This is a genomic window from Acetobacteraceae bacterium (genome assembly GCA_004843165.1).
Classification (GTDB): Bacteria; Pseudomonadota; Alphaproteobacteria; order Acetobacterales; family Acetobacteraceae.
In genome coordinates this window covers 153,723-176,860 of sequence record CP039459.1, presented here as the reverse complement: position 1 = coordinate 176,860, position 23,138 = coordinate 153,723, and the positions used below count along the sequence as shown (strand labels likewise).

22 protein-coding genes and 4 tRNA genes are annotated in these 23,138 nt (G+C 41.0%); 15 read left to right on the top strand and 11 right to left on the bottom strand.

The window, feature by feature from the left end; translation table 11 throughout:
- Window positions 1-29: 29 nt before the first annotated feature.
- A complete protein-coding gene (locus tag FAI41_00865) occupies window positions 30-539 on the bottom strand; it encodes a hypothetical protein (GenBank protein ID QCE32250.1) in 510 nt (169 codons plus the stop codon).
- 216 nt (window positions 540-755) lie between these two features.
- Here FAI41_00865 and msrA point away from each other — a divergent pair, with 216 nt between their 5' ends.
- Entirely contained in the window at window positions 756-1,295 is a 540-nt protein-coding gene (msrA, locus tag FAI41_00860) for a peptide-methionine (S)-S-oxide reductase MsrA (protein QCE32249.1), read from the top strand.
- Between the two features lie 14 nt (window positions 1,296-1,309).
- Here msrA and FAI41_00855 read toward each other — a convergent pair whose 3' ends face one another.
- Complete coding sequence (locus tag FAI41_00855; GenBank protein QCE32248.1) at window positions 1,310-1,960, bottom strand: hypothetical protein; 651 nt, start codon at window positions 1,958-1,960, stop codon at window positions 1,310-1,312.
- A 150-nt stretch (window positions 1,961-2,110) separates the two neighbouring features.
- On the opposite strand from FAI41_00855, the gene FAI41_00850 reads away from it, so the two are divergent.
- The 10 genes from FAI41_00850 (at window position 2,111) to FAI41_00805 (ending at window position 7,281) form a co-directional block, all read left to right on the top strand.
- A complete protein-coding gene (locus FAI41_00850; protein QCE32247.1) occupies window positions 2,111-2,761 on the top strand; it encodes a hypothetical protein in 651 nt (216 codons plus the stop codon).
- Window positions 2,758-3,510: a hypothetical protein gene (locus tag FAI41_00845; GenBank protein ID QCE32246.1), complete on the top strand. Its 753-nt coding sequence runs from the start codon at window positions 2,758-2,760 to the stop codon at window positions 3,508-3,510. The genes FAI41_00850 and FAI41_00845 overlap by 4 nt, the downstream gene beginning before the upstream one ends.
- A 2-nt stretch (window positions 3,511-3,512) precedes the next feature.
- Window positions 3,513-4,310, top strand: coding sequence for a hypothetical protein (locus tag FAI41_00840; GenBank protein QCE32245.1), 798 nt, complete (start codon window positions 3,513-3,515; stop codon window positions 4,308-4,310).
- Between the two features lie 18 nt (window positions 4,311-4,328).
- Entirely contained in the window at window positions 4,329-5,306 is a 978-nt protein-coding gene (locus tag FAI41_00835) for a hypothetical protein (protein ID QCE32244.1), read from the top strand.
- Window positions 5,303-6,052: a DNA/RNA non-specific endonuclease gene (locus FAI41_00830; protein QCE32243.1), complete on the top strand. Its 750-nt coding sequence runs from the start codon at window positions 5,303-5,305 to the stop codon at window positions 6,050-6,052. The genes FAI41_00835 and FAI41_00830 overlap by 4 nt, the downstream gene beginning before the upstream one ends.
- A 91-nt stretch (window positions 6,053-6,143) precedes the next feature.
- Window positions 6,144-6,635, top strand: coding sequence for a xanthine phosphoribosyltransferase (locus FAI41_00825; protein QCE32242.1), 492 nt, complete (start codon window positions 6,144-6,146; stop codon window positions 6,633-6,635).
- Window positions 6,636-6,701: 66 nt separating this feature from the next.
- Window positions 6,702-6,778 (top strand) — tRNA-Pro (locus tag FAI41_00820).
- A gap of 72 nt (window positions 6,779-6,850) precedes the next feature.
- Window positions 6,851-6,927 (top strand) — tRNA-Arg (locus FAI41_00815).
- 128 nt (window positions 6,928-7,055) lie between these two features.
- A tRNA-Pro gene (locus tag FAI41_00810) sits at window positions 7,056-7,132 on the top strand.
- Window positions 7,133-7,204: 72 nt separating this feature from the next.
- Window positions 7,205-7,281: transfer RNA gene (locus tag FAI41_00805), tRNA-Arg, on the top strand.
- Window positions 7,282-7,317: 36 nt separating this feature from the next.
- On the opposite strand, the gene FAI41_00800 is transcribed toward FAI41_00805, so the two are convergent.
- Entirely contained in the window at window positions 7,318-7,923 is a 606-nt protein-coding gene (locus FAI41_00800; GenBank protein QCE32241.1) for a hypothetical protein, read from the bottom strand.
- Between the two features lie 211 nt (window positions 7,924-8,134).
- On the opposite strand from FAI41_00800, the gene FAI41_00795 reads away from it, so the two are divergent.
- The 3 genes from FAI41_00795 to FAI41_00785 all read left to right on the top strand — a co-directional run bounded on the left by FAI41_00795 (window position 8,135) and on the right by FAI41_00785 (window position 11,456).
- A complete protein-coding gene (locus tag FAI41_00795) occupies window positions 8,135-10,753 on the top strand; it encodes a DUF5110 domain-containing protein (GenBank protein QCE32240.1) in 2,619 nt (872 codons plus the stop codon).
- A 92-nt stretch (window positions 10,754-10,845) separates the two neighbouring features.
- The gene (locus FAI41_00790; GenBank protein ID QCE32239.1) at window positions 10,846-11,190 is read left to right on the top strand and encodes an alkylphosphonate utilization protein; all 345 of its coding nucleotides are present in this window, start codon (window positions 10,846-10,848) and stop codon (window positions 11,188-11,190) included.
- 14 nt (window positions 11,191-11,204) lie between these two features.
- Window positions 11,205-11,456 (top strand): hypothetical protein, encoded by a 252-nt coding sequence (locus tag FAI41_00785; protein ID QCE32238.1) that lies wholly within the window; start codon window positions 11,205-11,207, stop codon window positions 11,454-11,456.
- 80 nt (window positions 11,457-11,536) lie between these two features.
- On the opposite strand, the gene hchA is transcribed toward FAI41_00785, so the two are convergent.
- Together hchA and FAI41_00775 are read right to left on the bottom strand one after the other, a co-directional pair.
- Window positions 11,537-12,415: a protein deglycase HchA gene (gene hchA / locus FAI41_00780; protein ID QCE32237.1), complete on the bottom strand. Its 879-nt coding sequence runs from the start codon at window positions 12,413-12,415 to the stop codon at window positions 11,537-11,539.
- Between the two features lie 156 nt (window positions 12,416-12,571).
- Complete coding sequence (locus FAI41_00775; protein QCE32236.1) at window positions 12,572-12,940, bottom strand: hypothetical protein; 369 nt, start codon at window positions 12,938-12,940, stop codon at window positions 12,572-12,574.
- Window positions 12,941-13,146: 206 nt separating this feature from the next.
- Between FAI41_00775 and FAI41_00770 the strand changes: the two genes are divergently transcribed.
- Window positions 13,147-13,731 carry a nitroreductase family protein gene (locus FAI41_00770; GenBank protein ID QCE33745.1) on the top strand — a complete coding sequence of 195 codons (585 nt, stop codon included), beginning with the start codon at window positions 13,147-13,149 and terminating at the stop codon, window positions 13,729-13,731.
- 51 nt (window positions 13,732-13,782) lie between these two features.
- Here the strand turns inward: FAI41_00770 and FAI41_00765 are convergent, their stop codons facing one another.
- The 6 genes from FAI41_00765 to ftsZ are packed head-to-tail and all read right to left on the bottom strand — an operon-like array spanning window position 13,783 to window position 23,134.
- Complete coding sequence (locus FAI41_00765; protein QCE32235.1) at window positions 13,783-15,135, bottom strand: HlyC/CorC family transporter; 1,353 nt, start codon at window positions 15,133-15,135, stop codon at window positions 13,783-13,785.
- Window positions 15,136-15,165: 30 nt separating this feature from the next.
- Complete coding sequence (gene ligA, locus FAI41_00760; GenBank protein QCE32234.1) at window positions 15,166-17,277, bottom strand: NAD-dependent DNA ligase LigA; 2,112 nt, start codon at window positions 17,275-17,277, stop codon at window positions 15,166-15,168.
- A complete protein-coding gene (recN, locus tag FAI41_00755; GenBank protein ID QCE32233.1) occupies window positions 17,274-19,016 on the bottom strand; it encodes a DNA repair protein RecN in 1,743 nt (580 codons plus the stop codon). Before recN ends, ligA begins: the two co-directional genes overlap by 4 nt.
- A 41-nt stretch (window positions 19,017-19,057) precedes the next feature.
- Window positions 19,058-20,728 (bottom strand): outer membrane protein assembly factor BamD, encoded by a 1,671-nt coding sequence (locus FAI41_00750; GenBank protein QCE33744.1) that lies wholly within the window; start codon window positions 20,726-20,728, stop codon window positions 19,058-19,060.
- A gap of 18 nt (window positions 20,729-20,746) precedes the next feature.
- Window positions 20,747-21,667 (bottom strand): UDP-3-O-[3-hydroxymyristoyl] N-acetylglucosamine deacetylase, encoded by a 921-nt coding sequence (lpxC, locus tag FAI41_00745; protein QCE32232.1) that lies wholly within the window; start codon window positions 21,665-21,667, stop codon window positions 20,747-20,749.
- 60 nt (window positions 21,668-21,727) lie between these two features.
- Entirely contained in the window at window positions 21,728-23,134 is a 1,407-nt protein-coding gene (gene ftsZ / locus FAI41_00740; protein ID QCE32231.1) for a cell division protein FtsZ, read from the bottom strand.
- Window positions 23,135-23,138: the final 4 nt, after the last annotated feature.

Here is a 23,138-nt window from a genome sequence, read left to right as displayed (position 1 = left end):
AACATAAATTTGTGTTCAGCCTTTTGCTTTTAGCGGTGTTTTTCTTTTGTGAGATCAGCAAAGGCCATCGAGGTGACGCATTTTCTAAAATATTTTAAAACATGTCGTCCATGAGAGAGGGGAATATTAAAATTTTCATCATTTTTAATGTCTATTTTAGCAACGCCGCCTTTTTCAACGGCCTCTAAAATATGAAGCATTTCTTGATGAGAAGGACGTAAAAAAATACGGTTTTTGGCATAGTAATATCCCATCCCTTTAAAGGTGAAATCGCCAATTTTCAGAGAAATGGAATCTTCAAAAGATCTGGGTAAAGACCATTCATCATTAGAAATCCACATTTCAACGCCTGTTTTACTTCCACCAAAAACCAGACGGTAGGGGGAGGAACTCACACGTGCAGCGCAGGCATTGATAATATGTGTTTTTGCGTCAGAATGGTGAATAGCTTCCCAAGGTGGGGAAGAGATGTCTGTAAAAAAATTATTCTGTTCTTTTGTAGCGCTTTGCGCTGACGCATTTTGGGGAAAAAATACCAAAAATCCGTACGAAATCAGGGCAGGGGCAATATATTTTTTCATAAGTACAAAAGAATTAAGAGGTTAAGAAAGTTTCAGCATAAATGAAATCCGTAACATTTTTTATAAAAAATGAATATTTCTTTTTCACCATTGTAAAATGGGCTCTTTGATAAAATATAAGAAATGTTTTCTATTTGGAAATTGAAAAAAAATTATACAAGAAAGATATTTAATATGTCAGATTTACCTTCTATTTTGCTAGGTGCAGGCTGCTTTTGGTGTGCTGAAGCCATCTTAAAAGATTTGCAGGGTGTTCAATCTGTTCAGTCAGGTTTTGCTGGGGGGAAATTGGAAAATCCTTCTTATAAAGAGGTCTATACAGGCACAACAGGTCATACTGAGGTCGTAAAAGTTGTTTATGATCCTAAAAAAATTACGGATGAGGATTTAATTGGGATTTTCTTTACCATTCATGACCCAACACAGTTAAACCGCCAGGGCGATGATATCGGCACCCAATACCGTTCTGTTATTTTTGGGAATAACACTCAGCAAGAAGTTGCCAAAAAACTTATTAGAACATTAGAGGCTGAGAAATTGTGGGAAAATCCCATTGTGACAGCGATTGAAGATGAAACTGTTTTTTGGCCAGCGGACGAAAGTCACGAAGATTATTTCGCCCGAAATCCAGAAAATCAATATTGTTCTGCTGTCGTTGCGCCAAAAGTGGCAAAAGCAAGAAAAATGTTTAGAGATCGTTTAAAAAATCGCTGAAACAAAGGGGATTATTATTTAATCCCCAATTTTCTTAAAAAACCGTTCACACGAGGGGTAAGGTCTTTGGGCGTGCTGGGATCGGCACAATAATGCCAAGCCTCAAACGGATATTCCTCTTCGAAACCCTGCGCTGTCACACGGGCAACACAAGTGGAAAGGAAAGGATCTCCAAAACGGGGATGTGCCTTTTCTTTACCTTCACTCGCTTGTCTTGAAGCCTCATCTTCTTTGGAAAGATGCGCCAAGATCTCTGAGTCGGGCACCCAATAAATGATGGGGCCGTGGCCAACACCAGCTTCAACTTCGGTTAAAACGCCACCTTGGTGTGCATCGCCTTGAAATTCGAGTTCCGCATAGCGGCTCATAAGTTCTGAACTGTTCTTGCCAAAATTGATTCCAATCTCACTTAAGCGTGTTAGACTGACGGAACCGAGTTTGTTTACACGGATAACACCTGCAGGAACGCCATTTTCCTTGCCAACAGAGTCGTTAATCAGGGCTAAAAATTCAGGGCTTTTAAAATAGGCATTATGTGCAGATCCCGGATCTTTCTCCTGATCGGAAACCATACAGCCTGTTAAAGAAAGCGAACAGGAAAGAGCAAGAGCACTTAACCCAAGTTTCTTTAAGGAGGAGTGGGCAGAGAAATATTTTAAAAGCATAGAAAAACGCTCATGACAAAGAAGTGGCGCAAAATTTAATTCCTTAAAAGATGTAAGTAATATTTTGTAGCTTGTGAAGAAATAGATAAAAATAAAAATGTTCGTCTCTACTTTAGCAGATTTAGAAGCAAGAAAAGGTCAATATCTCTTATGTTAAAAAAAATATGGCAAAAATCTCCTTATTTTTTTCTGTCCGCTTGTTTCTTTTTACCCTCTTTAAGTTACGGCGACGTACAAAATCCTCATCATGAGGCCAGAACATCTCCAAAAGAGAAACCAGAACCTGATCTTATTGCCAAAGATAGTCCCTTGGGAAAGATGAATATTTTTGCTCAAATGACAGGGGTTTGGGGGAAGCCATCTAAAAAAATGGATGTGAAAATAAAATCAAAATTGCCAGTGCTAACATGGCACTCAGAGCAAGGGGGGGATATGGTACTTTCTTTGAGCTCAAAATCGCCTATCGGCTCTGCTCAGAAAGCTTTGGTTCAAATTAGTGGAGATTTTTTTAGTTGTGGCGGCGAATCATTGCGTTTGTGGTTTAGTACGCAAGAATATATTGATTTGACACCTCCTGTTTGCGATAAAAATAACGTGTTGAATCAACAATCTTCTACCAAAGATGAAGAAAAACTCGCTGTTATTACAAATCATGGCGGACTTCCCGTTTTATTGTCGCAGGGAAATCTCGGTGTCATTGTCAGAAGTCAACTAGCTCCCAAAGAGGTGCGTGACATTAATTGGTATCGTATGGTGACAAACCCTAAGGTGAATAAAGATCTTATGGGGGAAGGGAAATGAAATTTTTAAAAAATTTCTCTTTAAGCTTACGGATTGGCGTAACTCTTTCTTTTTTGAGTGGCTTTCTAATCGTTACGCCTCTTTATGCAGCACAGCCTTCTTTAAAGCCGCCATCAGAATCTGAGGTGTTGAGTAAGGCCTCTCAAGGTTTAGATTCAAATTTTTGGCGCCGTTTTAATATTTTTCGGACAAAAGAAACCCAGTGGCAGCGTGAAAAAGCGAATGATTTTGCATCTCTTGTTGGATGTTCTTTGCCTTCATTGGATTTTATTGCGGATTATCCACTTGTTGTTTTTCAGGTAATGCCTCTTCTGCATATTGGGATTGGACAGCAGGTTGTTTTATTTTTAGGACGGGCTGATTTTCATCCGACAGGTAATGTGCCTATTCGTCTTTGGTTCGATAATGGAGAATCTATCGGTTTTTCTCAGGTAAAATGGGTGGATCGCCCAGTATTTGCTGTCCTTAGTGATGAAAATGAGAGTCTGAAACTTAGCAAAATTATTCAGACGGGTGCGTTACCTGTTTTGATTTCACAGGGAAAAGCAGGGTTACGGTTGCGTTATAATGAAACGCCGGAAGGAAATGAGGCGCTTCTTTGGTATCAAAAGGCAAGCAATCCTCAGAATAATATGAGCCTTCAAAAGCATATTCTTTCGAAAATGGAAGCATTAGATAAAAAACGTGTAAAAGAAGAAAAAAAACAGCGCAAAAAAGTGTTAAATCGTAAGGATATGAAGAGGGGTTAAGAATGGCTGTCAAAAAAATAAGAGGCTATTTTTCTTTTTTATTGGTTATTTTCGCCTCTTTAACTTTATGTGCCTGGGTCGTTAGTTTTGGTCTATGGTCTTCTTATTCACGTTATGAAAGTAAGCTGGAAAAGCATCGTTCTGCGAGGCATTTTCAAACGCAATCTCAGGCACCACCGCCCAAAGTTTTGGGAGATTCTTTTTGGAAACAGTTTGAGATTGTTTCCGAAGTTCATCTTGAGGGATGGCAACATGGAATCAATGATTTTGCAGGGCAGGTTGATTATTCGCTCCCAGCGATCATGTCACTTTCGGAACAGGTAAAGCTCCGCTGGGAAGTTATGCCACTACGTGCTGAAGGGGTTGGTCAGGCGATTGCGCTACGTCTGCACAAAGATTTTTTTTCATGTCCTGCAGCAAAAGAGACACCGCTTTTGATGTGGTTTAATAATGGCCAGTCTGTCCCTTTTGCAATTGAAAAATGCGGTAAAAATTTTCATAAGTTCGGCACAAATCCGACAGAAAGTATTAAACTTTCTGGTACGCTGGCAGTAGGCGCTCTGCCGGTTTTGATTTCAGAGGGAAAACGGGCCGTTCGTTTATATTTTGATTCTAATCATAAGTCAGAAGAAATACTTTTATGGTATCAGAAGGTTTCTTCCGCTAAAACAGATCCGGCGCTGCTTGCAAATATTCAGGGATGGTACATTCAGGCCACAGCCTTAAATCAAGATAGTCTTGATAATGTTGAGTGGGGAAAAGCGCCTGTTGAGGTGACCAATTTTTTTCCTTTTGCGTAACGGATAGAAAGGAAGAGAATGTTTATAAAACAAACCATATTTTGCTTTCTGATATTGTTTTTATGGATGCAACAGGCGCATGCCCAAATGGTACTGTCGTCTCCTTGGGATTTTGGAAAGCGTCAGGTTCAGGGACTTTCTATTCCTTTTTTGAGCTGGCGTGGACAAGACAACACGATAAAAGCAAGTGTTCAGATTTATAGAGCGCCGCCTTCTGTTATTAAAGAAGGGGATGGGATGGTTATCGCTCTGACACAAGGGACATTTCAATGTGATGGTGTGCCTTTAACTGTTGCTATGATGGATGGAAAATTATTTGAATTTCCAACAGATACCGCCTGTAAACAGGGAGTTATAGAGCTGCACTCTACGCAGGAGCAAGCAAAAGAAATTTGGCAGGAAATCCAAAAAGGGTCATTGCCTTCCGGTATTCGGCAAAATAGCCATTATCTTGTTTTGCAATCAACAGAGACACAGGGACTGTCTGCTTTCCAGAATGAAAATAAGCTAAATATTGCTGAAACAGAAAATCCAAATCAGGAAAAGATTTTTTCTTCAAAATGGGTATTTCGTGCAACAAAAGTGAAAAGCGGTAGCTTCCCGACATTGGCCTATGAGGCGATTACAGAAACAAGTCGTGTCGTTGTTCAAATTTTCAGAATGCCGCAATCCTTATCCCAAAATCCCGGCGATATTATGATTGTGATGGTACCTGAAAGTGAATCTTTCAAATGTAGTGGGGAAACTTTGAGAGTTACGATGTCAGATCATAGTTTTTTTGATCTAAAGACAACAGGGAAATGTGTGCAGGGAATGGTAGAGGCGCACTCCACAGAGGCGCAGGAACCGGAACTTTGGAAAAAAATTCAATCGGGTATTTTGCCGCAAAATATAGGGACTGGGGAAAAAGCTTATTTCAAGCTTTTAGCAAAGGAGGATGGAAGTTTATGGCATTTTCAACAGAGCAATCAGCAGGAAAATGCGGTCAGTAGATGAGTTTTAAAAAATATTCATTTGCATTAATTCCCAGTATTCTTCTCGTTTTTCCTTTTGTTTCAATGGCAGAGAGTTGTCCAAATTTTTTCTTAGGTGGCTTGAAGCCTAAAACACCACAAGAGGCTATTTTGCTGTGTAATGAGGAATTTGCAGTTGGCTATAATCTTGACTTTCATGATCCGCTTTGGAGTGCGGAACACTTAACCAGATCAGAAATTGAAAAAGCACGTGCCTTGCATGGGCGTGCCAATTTTCATGAGGATCACCGCATCCCTACCTATGAAGAGGCGCATCTTAATGATTATCGTAAGTCAGGCTGGGTGAGGGGACATCTTACGCCAAGTGGTGATATGCCCGACTGGAAAAGTCGTTATGAGACCTATGCTTTGACAAATGTCATGCCGCAAAATGGGAAAATGAATTCAGGTCCGTGGGAGCATATTGAACAGGAAACACGCTCTGATGCTGTTAAAGATGGTGAGGTTTATGTCGTGACAGGCTCCGCCTTTTTACATTCAATGGGTGAGATCGGTGCTGGAAAGGTTAAAATTGCTTCGGCAATGTGGAAGGCTATTTATTTACCTGAAGAGAAAGAGGCTTGGGTTCTGATGTGTGAAAATGGTGAAAAATCTTTTTGCCGCAGGATGAATTTGTCACAGATGATAAAATTAACGGGTATTGAGCCGTTTCCAGCACTTTTTATTGAAAAATTAAAGATGAAAAAGGCAGAAAAGCCAAACTTCTAAATATCTGTGATTTTTCTTTTTATAAAATTAAGTTATTAGATGTTTCATGTGGGGGAGAGGATATTCTTAATGCAAGCAACGGGACACCAGAATGAGTTCAGATAAAGTTAAATACTTAACGATCAGTTGGGATGAATTTCATAGAGATGCACGAACACTTTCTGAAAGACTTATGAAAGCGTATCCAAATAAATTCAAAGGTCTCATTGCAATTACCCGGGGTGGCTTGATTCCAGCAGCTATTTTAGCAAGAGAATTGGGATGTCGTGTCGTTGATACGATTTCTGTTGCCACCTATACCCATGAGGCAGGAACACGTGGTGAGCCAAAAGTTTTAAAAGCACCTGTCGATTGTGGTGACGGAGAAGGCTGGCTTTTGGTGGATGATCTCGTTGATTCAGGGGTTACTGCAAAATTTGTACGCGATATGCTTCCGAAGGCTGCTTTTGCATGTCTGTATGCAAAACCGGATGGCAAAGATTTAACCGATTATTTTATTCGTGAAGTGCCTCAGGATACATGGATTTTATTTCCTTGGGACACAGCGCCGTCTTTTGCGCCACCGCTTTCAAGAGATGAATAAAAAACATTAAAAGCCGAAAAAATAACTTGCGAGTATGTCGAAGAAAGACTAAAAGGGAGAGGAATTCGGGGCGTAGCGCAGCCTGGTAGCGCATCTGCTTTGGGAGCAGAGGGCCGGAGGTTCGAATCCTCTCGCCCCGACCATTCTTTAAAAGAAGATTCCTTTTTAGGAATCTTTTTGTTTTTCTAGCGCAGGATTTTTATCTTGGCTTTTGAGCGCCCTTAGCTCAGCAGGATAGAGCAACAGCCTTCTAAGCTGTGGGTCGGTGGTTCGAATCCACCAGGGCGCACCATTCCATCTTTCTAAAAATTTAAAATCTCTTTTCCTCTTTAGAAGAAATTCTTTTTTGTAGAATTTTTTATTTTTTAAAAGAAAAACGCTTGCGAGTATGTCGAAGAAAGACTAAAAGGGAGAGGAATTCGGGGCGTAGCGCAGCCTGGTAGCGCATCTGCTTTGGGAGCAGAGGGCCGGAGGTTCGAATCCTCTCGCCCCGACCATTCTTTAAAAGAAGATTCCTTTTTAGGAATCTTTTTGTTTTTCTAGCGCAGGATTTTTGTCTTGGCTTTTGAGCGCCCTTAGCTCAGCAGGATAGAGCAACAGCCTTCTAAGCTGTGGGTCGGTGGTTCGAATCCACCAGGGCGCACCATTCCATCTTTCTAAAAATTTAAAATATCTATCTCCTTTAGCTTATTTTTCCGGCACTACATGCCAAATAGGTTTTAGGGGAGCCAAACGTTCCTTTAACGATCGTATTAGGAAACATTGCGATTTTTGCCTGTGTGGTTGTTTCGTTATGCTTGGAATCATTGCTCTCGCTATCATTTTCCCTTGCATGGCCGAAAATATCCCAAATAGAGGATTTGCTATAGGCTTTATTATAAAGATAGTCTTTTGGTGATATTGTATAAAAAAGAGAAAGTGCTGGCGGTGTAATGTTATAACGTGCAATTTCTGAAATTGGAGGCTGTTTTAGATTGGAAAAAAAGCAGCTATATGGCACCCAAGTCTGTATTTTGCCGTTAGGGGAATGTGCTTTGCGCACGTCTATTTCAGCATAATATCCTTTCCATGGTTTTCCTGCTGTAATGAAAGATTTTTCTGCAAGCGTTTGAATATTAAAAGAGAGGTTTCCGCTGTCTGGTAGAGAGGTTCCAATCAAGTGAGGTGTGGCCTCTTGCCATTCGGCTCCAGGAGGAAGATTTTTTGTTTCTGGCATCAATGTGCTGCAGGATGAGGCAAAAAAAGCTGAAACAAGACTGATGGAAAAAACTTTACAGAATAATTTCATGAAATATCCGTCAAAAAGGGCTGAAAAGGGAAAATATTTGCCTCTCTATCGTAAAGGAAACAATAAAAATTAGTAAGTTTCCTTTTGATTATTCATTTTTTTGAACTTTTTAACAAAGAACGTCTTTTCCCTTTGAGGCTAAAAGGGCACTGTATGAAGAAATCAAAAAACTCGGTTATTTTGACCGTCATGGATAGTGGAGAATTTTAGAATGTATTGCCGGAAGACAAAACAGGGGAAATTTTTTCATTTTTCTTTCTTATTTTCCTCTTTGTCAGCGGGTTTTTTACTGCTTTCTTGTACCGTTTTTCCTGCGTCTGCCTCCCAAAATCATCTAAAGGAATCAGAAAAATCCGGTATTTTTCCACATCACCAATCAAATCTTTCGCCTTTTGGCATTGAAGAAAATAAGTCTGGTCTTTTAACTGTTCGCAAGAATAAAGTTGTTATTTGTGTTCAGGCGGTAAATGCGAATGTTTTTCGTGTTCGTATTGGACGAAACGGTCAACTGCCACCAGATGAATCATGGGCTGTTCCTGCTGATATACGTAAAAATCTCTTTGCGGCGCAAACAGATAAAACAAAGCTCAGTTTAAAGATTCCAGGTGGTATTCTATCGATAAATTCAAAAACAGGGGCGGTTGATATCCGCCCAGTAAAAGATGCGCCAGCTATTCTCGATCAAGGCAAGCCGTTTGAAAATGAGAAGGATGGTTTTCGACTGGTAAAAAATCTGGATAAAGATGCGCATATTTTTGGTTTAGGGGATAAAAATGCCCCCTTGGATCAACGTGGTTATGTGCATCAAAACTGGAATACTGATCCTTATTTCTTTCAAGAACGCCAAGAACCGCTTTACAAAGATATTCCCTTTTTTATGATTTTTGAGCATGGAAAAGCTTCAGGAATCTTTATGGATAATACTTTTCGCAGTGTGTTTGATTTTGGTGTTAGCAATCTTAATGAGATGCGCTTTGGTGCTGATGGCGGGTTTATTGATTATTATGTGATGATGGGGCCAACGCCTGCGGATGTTATTCGGCAATATAGTGACTTAACAGGTAAAGCCGCATTACCTCCAAAATGGGCTTTTGGCTATCATCAATCCCGTTACTCTTATGGGGATGAAAATAAAGTAAAATCAATCGTTCGAAGATTTCAAAAGGATCATATTCCAGCGGACGCTATTTGGCTTGATATTGATTTTCAGGATCAAAAACGTCCTTTTACCGTGAACCGTAAGGCCTTTCCTGATTTCGAGAAAATGGTTTCTGATCTCAAAAAAGAAGGCATTCAAACGGTTGCCATTACAGATTTGCATGTCGCAAAACTTTCTAGTGCGCATTATATGCCTTATGACAAAGGACATATGTTAGATGTTTTTGCCCATAATCCAGATGGGAGTGAATATGTCGGAAAAGTTTGGCCGGGAGATTCTGTTTTCCCAGATTTTACAGATGCAAAAGCCCGTAAGTATTGGGGGGATTTATATACAGAATCTCATTTGAAAGAGGTTGCAGGCTTTTGGAATGATATGAATGAGCCATCTGTTTTCAATGGGCCAGGTGGCACAATGCCTCTGGATATTGTGCACCAGATTTCAAGTGATGATATGACCCCTCGTAAGGCCTCCCATGCAGAAATTCATAATGTTTTCGGTATGGAAAATGCGCGGGCGACGCATGATGGCGTTTTGAGATTACACCCGACAGAGCGCCCTTTTGTGATGACACGGGCAAGTTATGCTGGTGGGCAGCGTTATAGCGTAACGTGGACAGGCGATAATTCCTCCACATGGAATAGTTTACGTCTCAGTACACCTGTTCAGATTAGTTTAGGTCTTTCGGGCTTTCCTTTTGTTGGTGCAAATATTGGCGGCTTTACAGGTTCCCCAAGTCCGGAACTGTTAACAGAATGGATCGAGCTCGGCATGTTTACCCCAATTGCGGATAATCATTCAGATAGCCCAACACGTGATCAGGAGCCTTGGGTTGATGGAAAAAAACAGGAAAATATCCGAAAACGTTATATTCAGGAACGTTATCGCCTGATGCCATATATTTATACGTTAGCGGAAAATGCTTCCCAAACAGGGGAGCCGATGATGCGAGCATTATTTTATCAATATCCCGACGCTTCCGCAGATGGTTACCCGCTAGATCGTTTAGCCCCAGGTGAATTTATGTTTGGACCTGATCTGCTTGTTGCAAAAAGACCTTTTGTCGAACAGGTTGATAATTGGAATGTGATTTTGCCACCTGGAGAATGGTTTGATTATTGGACAAATAAAAAAGTAACCAATACGCAGGAAGCTTCAGGATTTGCTAATAGTGGTATTTCGATTGCACTTAAGGGAAATAATATTCCTCATAAGTTGAAAGAAATTCCTAAATTAGATCATTTGCCTGTTTATGTTCGTGCTGGTTCTGTTATTCCGCATCAGCCACTCGTGATGAATACAGCGCAGAAACCTTCAGGGCCGTTGGAACTTTCAGTTTATGCCGCTCCTAGATTATCCGGTTCGGTTTATGATGATGACGGACATACATTTGCTTTTGAACAGGGAGAATATTTTAAACAGAATTTCTCTGGTAATATCTCTGGCTCAAATGGAAAGGGGACGTTGACTTTAGAAGCGCCAACAGGTCATCGTGCACCATGGTGGCAAGAAATGGCCATTACCATTTATGGGATTTCAAAACCAAAGATGGTAACCCTAAATGATGCGAAAGTTAAATTTAGCTACCAGCCAGCTCAGAAAAGTTTGACGCTGAAAATAAAACGAACAGAGAAAGAAGCGGTTTTACGCTGGACACCTAACAATAAATAAGAAATTTTTATTTATTTCATTTTGTTGAGAATAATGAGCTGAAAATAGCTTATTATTCTCAATATTTATTTTTGAGATTAAGGAATTTAAGAATGACAGACCCTATTTGCCCAAAATGTGCTTGTGAACACGCTTATCCTGATGGATCTGGATTATGGATTTGTCCTGAATGTTCTCATGAGTGGAATCCGGAGATGTCTGCTTCTGAGGAGGATGATAATCTTATTAAAGATTCCGTTGGAAATGTTTTAAATGATGGTGATACCGTAACGGTTATCAAAGATCTTAAAATTAAAGGCTCTTCACAGGTTATTAAAGGCGGCACAAAAGTAAAAAATATTCGTTTAGCGGATGGCGGAAATGGCCATGATATTGCTTGTAAAATTCCGGGTATTGGCAATATGGATCTTAAGTCTGAATTTGTTCGTAAGGCATAAAAGGCTTTTAAAAGATGATCGCAAAATTTATCCTTCTTCCAGCAATTCTCCTCTCTCATATCGCTGGGGGAGAATTTACCGCTATTTATGATATTCCCGGCCCGCATTGGTTTAACAGTTCTCAAAGCTGTCAGTCTGTGGCGGAGGCCGGAAATCAAAATTTGCGTTCAGGGAAAGGGGTTGCACTCCATATTACGAGCGTTCAAAGCTATTTCTCTTGTAAACAGGTTAATCTGGATAAAAGCGATCAAAATATAGTCCAATAAAATAAGAAATAGAGATTAATCTCTATTTCTTATGTGTTATTGATTTAAGGGAAAGTGTTTAAAAAGAGACTTTCCCTTTTTTATGCGTCTATCTCTGCAAGTAAAGTTTTTGCTGCAAGCTGTCCAAGGGCATTGGAAGCTAAAGGACTATCACCTGTTAAAAGGTTACGGTCACGATGCACTTTTCCAGTAATATCCTTATTGAGAATTTTGAGGCCAAGTGCTTCTAGTTTCTCAGCGGCAAGCCATGGTGTTGGGGAAGGAAGATAGCCAATTTCAGGTAAAGTTTCTGCATCATATGAATCAGGAAAAACGCAGATTTCATATCCTTTAAATGGAAATTCATTTTCAGATTGTGTAGAAGATGCCGCTAACAAAGCAGCAGGTCCATGACAGAGTGAAATGATAAAATGCTGTTCTTTTTGAGCCCAATGCAGAATTTTAGAAACATCTTTATTGGTAGGAATATCGTTTAAAACGCCATGTCCACCAGGAATAAAGATGGCAATATAGGGAGAATTCTCTTGAAGAGAATTTTGGGCAACATCTCGTAAATCAAGTGGATTTTCGAGTTTAGAGCGATATTTTTCAAAAGTCTCCGCAATGGCTTTGTCTTCTTGTGGGAAGGCCCATCTTTCAAGCTTTACGAGATCACCAGAAGGCGTTGCAATGTCAAATTCAAATCCTGCAAGATTAAGATGATGCATGGGTAAAAGCATCTCAACAGGATGATTGCCTGTTGAGAAATATTTACCATCTTTCATTTTAAGATAACGTTCTTGCGTTGCGATCATCAAAATTTTCTTTTTTCCACGATAGATATGAGGATGATCTATTGCACTAAAATCTGTTTTAGAAGCGGTAAATTGCGACAACGAAAAAGGAGAGGGAAAGAAAGCATTATGTTCGGCTTTGTCCGGTATTGGTGATTTACTTGGAGCATTTTTTTGCGAAGACATTTTAAAACTTCCTTTTCACATTGAAGATATTTGAGGTTTTTCTTCTTTCTTTTAGGTCGGTTCTTTTTAAAGAAATGCAAGGAGTGTTTGAAATTATCAAAAAAAATCCTCTGCCAAGGCAGAGGATTTTTGTGCAAATAAATCTAAAAATTTAGATTATTTTGCCATGAAGCCTTTAACAGCTTCCCAATGCAGAGGATTCTCGAAAGAAATTGGTGCATCTTTGGAAGCCACGCATTCTAGGAAATGACCACCTTTAACTTCGACTTTAGAGCCGAGAGAGAAAGGAAATGGGCTACCATAATAGCAACCATGTGGGTTCATTGGAAAGCCATGTGCAAAAGCGTGATGAAAGAAAGCATGCTTTTCTTGCTCGTGATGGCAACCGACTTTTGGCGCAACTTCATGGTCGCCGTCATTGAGGGCTCTATCACTGGAAGAAGCATTTGCAATGCCAGCAAAGGCGAGAGGAGCTGCAAGAAGGAAAGCACCTGCAACAGAAAGAATTTTGAATGATTTAGACAAAGGAAACCTCTTTATAAAAACAAAAACCTCAATAGAGAGATTTTCTAAAGTAGTTGATCTTAAAGGGAATCATATGCCTGATTTCTCCTTTATTCAAGAGAGGAAGATTGCCTCTTTTTTGAGTTATAAAAAAGAGAAATTTTCTGTTAAAACGAATGTTATTTTTAATATCGGAAAGATAGATGTTTCAAAATTTAGAAAAAATAATGCATTCTCGTCGTTCCGTTCGTGATTTTGATACGACCTTTCAGCTAGAGACAGAGGCGTTGAATCAGTTGCTTAATTTAGCACGCTACGCACCGACAGCTTTTAACTTGCAAAATGAACGTTTTTTAATCGTAAAAGATCCAGAGAAACGCAAAAAAATTAGAGAAGCAGCTTGTGATCAAAAACAAGTCACAGAATCTTCTGCGCTAATTGTTGTCTGTGCAGATCTTCAATTTTGGCAAAAGCCAGATGCTGTTTTTCAAAATGCGCCTAAAGATTTTCAAGATCTTTATATTAAGAAGCTTATCCCTGATTCTTATCAAGACAAGCCGCAAATGCAACGGGATGAAGGGTTTCGCTCGGCCTCAATGGCCGCTTATGGCGTGATGCTGGCAGCAACGGCTTCTGGGCTTGCAACATGTCCAATGACGGGATTTGATTTTGAGAAGGTTGGAAAAATTATCAATCTCCCGGAGAAATATGCAATCATTATGATGATTGCAATTGGCAAACCGGCATCATCTCCGCAATTACGCTTAACACAGTTACCTTTGCAGGAAATGGTTAAAATAGATCATTTTTAAAACATTATTCTAAGAAAATTATGAAAATGGGGAATGATTTTCCCCATTTCTTTATTCTGCATCGTCTTCTGGAATAGAACTCCGTGTGACCAAGAGCTGGCTAATACGGAAACCATCCACGGCAACGACCTCGAATCGGAAGCCAGCGGCTTCGATGCGGTCTGTTTTTCGGGCGGTACGACGTAATTTATGCGTGACAAATCCACCAATTGTTTCAAAAAGCTCTGTTGCCTCTGGCAAATTAATACCGAGAACCTTTGAGACATCGCCTGTTGGAGCACCGCCTTCAACAAGCCAAGAATTTTCATTTCTTTGGATGATAACTTGTTCTTCAAAAGGATTCGCTAAGCCTTGTGTTAGAGCACCAAGGATATCCTTATAGGTAATGATACCGACAACAAGTCCATATTCATTAATAATCAGGGCGAAACCTGTATTATTTTTTTCAAACTGGGCTAAAGCCTCCCACAGATTTAAAGTGTCAGGCAGTGAAAGAACATCTCTCCGAATGGCTTCAAGACCATATCTTCCCTTTTCTTGTTTTGCTGCCGTTTCATCTACAACAGCAGCTAAGACATCTTCGGAGCGAATAGAGCCAATAACTTTATCAACCCCTCCGGAACAAAGCGGATAACGGGAATAGGGATGGTTCTGAACCAGAGGACGCTGGCTTTCCAAACTTTTTTGAACATCTAAGTAAATGATTTCATCACGTGGTGTCATCGCTGAAGGGACGGAGCGATATTGCAGTGCTAGAACATTTTGAATCATTTGATGTTCATCTGTTGAAAGGGCACCGGCATTAACGCCTTCGATAAGAATAGCTTTGAGATCTTCTGGTGTAACTTGATGGGTTGCCGTTGCTGGAATTTTAAAAACACGCAAGAGCCAATCGGAAAGATATGAGAAGACAATGACAAACGGATATAATGCAATCAAAGCCCAGGCAGGAAACCATCCGACAGAGAGCGCAACTTTGTCAGGAATATTCATTGCAATACGTTTGGGGAGAAGGTCCGCAAAGAGAACAAATAGAGCCGTAACAAAAATAAAGGCAGTAACACCCCCAATTTGATTACTTAAAACAGGCTTAAGACCAAGACTCATCAATCCCTCAGCAAGAGAAGGACCGATCATGGCATCCCCAATAATACCACCTAAAACACCGACTGCATTTAAGCAAATTTGCAGAACAGTGAGCACTTTACCGCTGTTTTGGCGAAGTTTTAAGAAATTGATTGCTTTAATATTCCCGGCTTGCGCTAAGGATTTTAAATGGACGGTATTTGCCGCAGCAAAAGAAATTTCAGACAAGGCAATAAGAATTGAAAGTCCAATGAGGGCAATCATTGCAAATAAACCTGTAAGACCCAGAGCAAGAGGATTACTTAAAAAAGCGTTCATAGGAGTTTTCTTCCATATTCCTAAAGAGACTCATGAATGAGTCTTTGTTTCTAGAAGCGTCAAATCTTCTGTTTTCAAAAAAATTAGCCATTCCTCTTCAGATAGAAGTTTAATGCCAAGTTTGCGGGCTTTTGTTTCTTTTGATCCCGCTTTTTCTCCTAAAATAACGAGACTAGTTTTAGATGTCACGCTATCGGAAACACGAGCGCCTAAACGCTGTGCTGTATTTTTCGCTTCACTTCGTGTCATTGTTTGAAGAGAACCCGTGAAAACAATTGATTTACCAGATAAAGCACCAAGATCAGATTGCGCCTCTTCACTTGTAATTTCAATGGCATTTTCAAGCCCCTGAAGAACAGAGTGATTATGCGCTTCTGAAAAGAATTCAATCAGGGCCTCTGCATTAAGCGGGCCAATACCTAGAATAGATTGAAGTTCCTGATGCTCTGGTGCTGTACTATCGACAGCTTTCAGCATCGATTTTTTCCAATTTTCATAGGTCTCATAATGTCCCGCTAAGATAGCGGCATTATGTTGACCGATTTGACGAATACCAAGCGCATAAATAAAGCGTTTCAAAGGGATCTTACGTCGATCATTTATGGCTATGAGTAATTTTTCAACAGATTGTTTTCCCCAGCCTTCAAGCGCAGAGATTTCGTCTTTTTTGGCCTCTAAATGGAAAATATCGTCTGGCTTTGCAAGATAGCCAAGTTTAAAAAATAACTTAATGGATTGTTCGCCAAGTCCATCAATATTAAAGGCATCACGTGAAACAAAATGAACCAGTCGGCCTTCTGCCTGTGCTTGGCAGGTGAGGCCGCCCATGCAGCGCCAAACGGATTCTCCTTCTTCTCGCTGGGTATGAGCCTGACAAATAGGACAAGTTCTTGGAAATTCAAAGGGATTGGAACGTATTTCAGGTTTTGCTGTTTTGTTTTCAATCCGAGAAAGAATTTGTGGAATGACATCACCGGCACGCTGAATTAAAACAAGATCTCCATCACGGACATCAAGGCGTTTAATTTCATCTTCATTATGGAGTGTTGCCCGGCTGACGATAACACCGCCGACATTAACAGGTTCTAAATTCGCAACAGGTGTCAGGGCGCCCGTTCGTCCCACTTGGATCTCAATATTTTTTATTCTCGTGACGGATTGTTCAGCCGGGAATTTCCAAGCGGTTGCCCAGCGCGGCACTCTACCTGAAAAGCCTAATCTTTTTTGAAGTTGAAGGTCATTGATCTTAAAAACAATACCGTCAATATCGTAATCTAAATCAGGGCGCATGTCCGAGAGATCTTTAACATAATCCTCGGCTTCTTTAGGATTTGTTAAGATTTTAGAAAGGGGATTTGTTAAAAAACCCCAAGCTTGCAATTTTGTAAGCAGTTCTGCCTGTGTTGAAATATTGGCTTTTTCTTGTCCTTCTCCGAGAGCATAGGCGAAAAGAGAAAGAGGGCGAGAAGCTGTTATTGCAGGATCAAGCTGGCGCAAAGAGCCTGCGGCAGCATTTCTCGTATTGGCAAAAATATTTTTCTTGAGATCTTTTTGTCGGTCATTTAAGTGAAGAAAATCAGATTTCTTCATATAAATTTCCCCCCTTATTTCTAAAAAGTCAGGAGCTGGCGCAAGAAGTTTTTCAGGCGCAACTTTTGATACACGGATATTGGCTGTGACATCCTCTCCCGTTGTTCCGTCTCCACGTGTTGCCGCACGGGTAAGAAGACCTTTTTCATAAGTGATACTGATCGACAGACCATCCATTTTTGGCTCAGCTACAAGGCTTAAATTAGCTATATCATCAGAGCTTAAATCAAGAAAACGCTGTGCACGTTCTGTAAATTCTAAAAATTCTCCTGCATTAAAGACATTTCCGAGGGAAAGCATTTGCACTTTATGGATATGTTTTGGAAATCTGCTTTGCGGTGCAGCACCAATGTGATCGGTAACAGCATCTTTTGTTTTTAATGCAGGGTATTTTTCTTCTAAAGCAACAAGCTCCCTGCGTTTTTTGTCATATTCTGCATCAGAAACTTCCGGTGCATCTTCCTGATAGTATTTTTGATTCCAACGATGAATTTTTTCTTCAAGGTTTTGATATTGCTGTACAATGAAGGGATCAGGTTTTTTATAGGTCATGATGATTGAGATCCGCTTAGGAGACTTTTTGCCGCTTCACGGGCAGAGGTGGTAATTGTTGCCCCCGCTAGCATGCGGGCAATTTCTTCTAGCCTTTCTTCTGAGGAAAGAGGGGAAATTTCTGTTATGGTTGAACCATATTTTGGTGTTTTGGTGATGCGATAGTGAAAATCCCCGCAAGCGGCAACTTGTGGACTATGCGTTACAGCCAATGTTTGTCTTTTTTGACCGATACGATACAAACGGCTCCCAATGGCTGCTGCTGTTGGACCGCCAGCACCAGAATCAACCTCATCAAAAATGAGACATCCTGTTGATTCCTTTTCGGCAAGGGTTACATGTAACGCCAATAATAATCTTGAAAGCTCACCGCCAGAAGCCCCTTTTCCAAGTGGTGCTGCGGGAAGACCAGGGTTAGGAGCGACCGTAAAAACAATAGAATCTTTGCCGTGAGAACCCCATTTTTTTGGTTGTAATGCAGAGAGTTTAACCTCAAAAAAGGCGCTTTCAAGTTTGAGCGCAGGCAGTTCTTTATTAACGGTTTTCGTTAGGGAAATTGCACTTTTGAGGCGTGATTCTGTAAGTCTATCTGCTGATTGATGATATTTCTTTTCACAGAGGAGAAGTTCTTCTTCTAAATTTTTCTGATAAGTTTGCGCATTTTCAATCGCAGAGAGTTTTTGCTGCAGTTCCTCAAGAAAATTAGCTAAATTTTCAACATTGATATTATGTTTTCGCGCCTCTGCCCTCAAGGCAAATAATCTTTCTTCCGTTTCTTCGAGAAGATGGGTATCTGTTGTTAAATCATTCCCAAGAAAATTTAAAAGATTTTCGGCCTCGGCAAGTGCATTGTCAGCCTCTTCCAAAGCTGTCAAAATTTCAGAAGATTTGACTTCCCAAGTATTTTCTGAAAGTTCCGGTGCCGCTTCGGCCTCTTTTATATCTGCGACAGGGCTTAAACGTTCTAAAATGCGCATAGCATTTCTTACTGCCGCGGAGGCACCTTGAGATTTTCCGCTGCCACGTAACTCACGCTCTGCTTGTGAAACCGCCTCAGCACGTTTGTTTTGATTTTGAAGGGAGAGGCGAAGTGCTGTGAGTTCCTTTTCCTCTTCTGGTTGAGGAGAAAGACGTTCAAGGCTTTCAATTGTATGCTCTAACCATTCTTTTTCACGTGTGATTTTCTCAATTTCATTAAGATGATTGTTGCGTTTTTCTAAAATAGTTTGCCACGCATCCCATGTCATTCGGACATTTTTTTTAAGTTTTTCATGATCGCTATAGAGATCAAGAAGTTCAAGATGAACAGAGGGATCCATTAAACGGATTTGGGCATGTTGTGCTTGAATTTCCATTAAAGAAGAGGTTATCTCTTTTAAAAGCGTAAGGCTGACAGGCTGGTCTGCAATAAAAGAACGAGAGCGTCCATCTCTTTCGAGAATACGGCGTATCGTGAGAAAGCAATCTTCATCTGAATCTATTGAAATTCCATGCTCTTCTAATTTCTGCCAAACAGGATGCTGTTTGGGGATTTCAAAAGCGCCGGAAATTGTGCCTTGGTCCGCTTTAGGACGAATAAGAGAGGCACTGCCACGCGCGCCGAGTAAAAGCGAAAGCGTCTCTAACAGAATAGATTTTCCAGCACCCGTTTCACCTGTCAGGACGGTTAAACCTTTCTTAAAAGAAAGATCCAAGGATTCAATAAGTAAAATATTACGGACAGAAAGAGAGGAAAGCATTCTTTAGATTTTAACTGTTCTTAGAGGGGAATGACTAGCTTTTAATTTGATTTTTTTTGTTTCTTTGATTCATTGGATTTTAAAAGATTTTCATGTGCTGTTTTTTCATCTGGAGAAATCATTTGATCCCATGAATTTGCAGCGGCAGAAGAAGTCATTGGTTCTGTTGGTATTTCTGAAGAAGATGGCTCTTCTGGTGGTGAGGGTAGATTTTCATATTGTTGCTTTTGCCCAGTGGCGGGAGGCGGTGCAGGGGGCGGTGGCAAATTTTCGTATTGTGGATTTTCATTTGTCGGCGCAGGTGGAAGATTTTCTAAAGATTGCGTCTGAACATTTGGTGTCGCCGTAATGGGTTCCATTGGCATGAAAGGAACAGGCGTTTGATTAAGAGAATTTTTTGGCTGTGTGCTTGATTTTACAGGTTCCTCTTGTTTTTTAGGTGTTCCCTCTGTGTGTGTATTTTCTGTCATTGGGGAGGTTTGTTTGGGTTTGATCTCCTGTGCTGCTGTTGGCACAAGTTTATTTTCAGGGTGCGGCGCAAGACGTTTTCCGGCGTTTTTCTTTGTTCGTTCTTTGGGTTTTGGTTTATGCGCAGCGTCCCAAGCAATATTATGCGCTTCCTCAGGAGATCCTGGTGGTGGCGGTGCAAGATCGAAGAACCAGTCAAGACCATCAGAAAGTCCACCGCCAAGGATGGTAAATAAGCCACCGGAAGGTGAGAAGCTTTCAGAGACGGATTGTGTTCCCGGAAGATTGAGCGGTGGGCGTTGCCCTGTCATCTTATTCCCGCTACTGGCAAGCGGAGAGAGGCTAGTGGCAGCAATACTTTCAGAAACCTGCAGTCCTGATCCTTGTCCTGTATTCACATGTCGTGAAGAATCTGTCGGTGGGAGAAGATCTTTCCGATGTTTTAAGTGGTCATAAGCGTCTTTATACCAGACACTTCCCGGGTAATTATAACCAAGAACAGCCCCAGCCATTTGTGCTTCTCCGAGGAGACCTAAATTAAGATTAATTTCAACCAAACGTTCGAGGGCTTCTGGCACATGGTTTGTTGTTTGGAAGTCTTGTACAACCCTTTGATAACGCCCAAGAGCCGCCTGATATTGTTTTTGATGCTGATAATAACGTCCGACCATGAGCTCTTTTCCGGCTAAATGGTCTCGGCAGAGGTCAATTTTTAACTGTGCGTCTCGTGCATAAGAGGTTTCTGGGAAACGGGTGACAACTTCTTGAAGGGCCTCCATCGCTTCTGCTGTTCCAAGCTGATCTCGACTGACAGGCGCAATTTGCTCATAATAGCAAAGAGCACGTAAATAAAACGCATAAGCGGCATCAGGGCTAGTCGGGTGAAGCTGTAGGTAACGTTCTAGCTGTTGAACCGATTGTGGGTAGTCTCCATGCAAATAATAGGCATAACCTTCCATAAGTTCTGCATTCGCAACATATCCAGAATAAGGATATTCTTTTTGAAGTTGTTCAAATTGCGTACTGGCGAGTTTATATCGTCCGCCCCGGAGCGCATCAATCCCGTAATTGTAGAGCGCTTCTGCATCTAAATGATGGGTTGCAAATCTCTCTCGCGCTTCATCTTTTTCCTCTCCAGCACAGCCCACTAAACCCATACTGAAAGTTGTTAAAAGAAAAAGAGCGCAAGGAAAGTGTTTTTTTTGAAAGAAAAAAACATTATCCTTGAGAGCATTTTTTTTCATCACAACAGGATTAGTCTCTTAAATATTGTTGGAAGAGATAAAAGAGGGATCTTCTATAATTTCATAATTTAAGGTATCAGCAAAGGTTTTTTGAAGAAGCATACGGTTAAGATTATGGCCGCTTTTATGCCCTTTGAAAGCTCCTAAAAGGGGGAGACCTGCGCAATAAAGGTCTCCGATAGCATCAAGAAGTTTGTGACGTGCAAATTCATTTTCATAGCGCTTTCCTTCAGGGTTAATGATTTTGTCATTATCAACCACTAAGGCATTGGCAAGGTTTCCACCCTTAATGAGCCCCATTTTTCGAAGTTGTTCCAACTGGTCGGCAGTAACAAAGGTTCTCGCTGGAGCAATTTCTTTTTCAAAAAAATCAGGATTTAAAAAACATGACATTTCTTGCTTACCAATAGCCGGGGCAGGAAAATCAATTGAAATATGAAATGACGGTGTATCGGAAGGAAAAAGAGAAGCTGTTGCATCGTTATGAGATACTTCAACTTTCTTTAGGATTTTAATCCATTTTCTTTTTGCCATTTGTTTTTTGCGGCCGATCTTTTGGAGAAGATGTATAAAAAAATCAGCACATCCATCCTGAATAGGAATTTCACCCCCGCAAACATGAATATCGATATTGTCGATTTCAAAAGCACATAAAGCAGACAAAAAATGCTCTGTTGTGGAAATACGTGCTTCTGGATAAGCGGGTGGTGCAATAATTGTCGCTAAATTACCGGGCAATAAACATTCTGGATTCAGGGAGAAAAATCCAGCCTGAGGAAAATCCTCATTATAGAAGCGTATACCGCCATTTTCTCTCCCGGGAAAAAGAGAAACCTTGCACTCTTTTCCAGAATGCAGGGAGACCCCCTCAAAGAAGAAATCCTCTTCAATGGTGGCTTGAAGAGGGGAGGGAGGGACAAAAGAGCTGGCTAAACGCATATATTCAGATAATTTTCTAAGGAACAGTTTAAAATATTGGCAACAACAAAAAAAGAAAAGTTACTTCAGGTAATCAGGTGTTTTTGGCCCCGCTCCATCTGGGGTTTTGACATCATCAATGTCCCGACGTGGACGTTGAGGTAATGCCGTATTATCAGTTTTTACCGGATGGGGAGCTACAGATACTTGCTGTCTGGGTTTTTTAAAGAAGTTACCAAATCCGCCAAAAAGTCCGCCGGAACTCTTCGATTCAACTTTTGGAGGTTGTGGAATAGGCATCGGTGGTGCAGCGGGTTTGGGCTGTGGAGAGGGATGATTCGGGTATGTCGTTCCCTTTGGCGGTTGTGGTGGATAAGGCGGTCCGCTTGGGCGCAATGGTGGGTACGATGGGGGAGGATTTGTCGTTACTTCCGGTTTTACAGGTGCAGGAAGTTCAGCAGCATCTAATCCTGTCGCAATAATTGAAATTTCAACGCAACCTTCTTCGACATCATCAGTTTCAAAAATACCATTAATAAAACTTCCTTGGAGCTCACCCTTGAGAGCCTCCTGGATATGTTGCATGGCTTTGGTATTTTCTTTCATACGCAAATCCCCTTTGCGGGATCTGATATGGATAAGTAATTTTTGTGCGCCTTGAATATTGCTGCGTTCAAGGAGCGGATTGTTAATCGCACGGTTTGCCGCCAGAATGGCACGCTCTTCTGTTGGATCGTCTGGCGTGCTTCGACCAGTTCCGATAAGTCCCATACCGCCTTGTTCTAAGGTGGTCTGTAAGTCTCTAAAGTCAACATTGATTCGTCCAACAGATTGGCGAATTTCCGTAACATTGCGGACGCCATCTAAAAGAACCCGATTAGACATTTCAAAGCCTTCTTCCATTGTCAGGTCACGGTCAGGCTCAATGCTTTCTAAATTCTCATTTGGAACAACAATTAAGGTATCAATATTTTCACGAAGGCGTTTAATACCTGCATCTGCCATTTTTGCTTTTTGAGGGCCTTCCCAAGCAAAAGGCTTTGTCACAATGGCAACGGTTAGAATATTAAGTTTTCGTGCAATCTCGGCAATGACAGGTGTTGCGCCTGTTCCTGTACCGCCCCCCATACCAGCAGTTAAGAAAAGAAGGTCAACCCCTTTAAGGCGTTGTGCAATTTCATCTTCAACTTCACGTGAGGCAAGTTCTCCGACCTCAGGCTTTCCACCGGCACCGAGGCCGCGTGTTTCATGCGGCCCAAGCTGAATATGATCTCGCACGGTTGATTTGAGAAGAACCTGCATATCCGTATTGGCGAGAATAAATTCTGCGCCTTGCACACCTTGCTCCATCATGAAGTTGACGGAGTTTCCACCACCACCGCCAACGCCCATAACCATAATACGCGCAGCATCCGGCTGGATTTTGCTATTTGGATTATTACTGTCGTTGTCAGCACCGATGGGAGGAGATATAAGCTCAAGACACATGGTT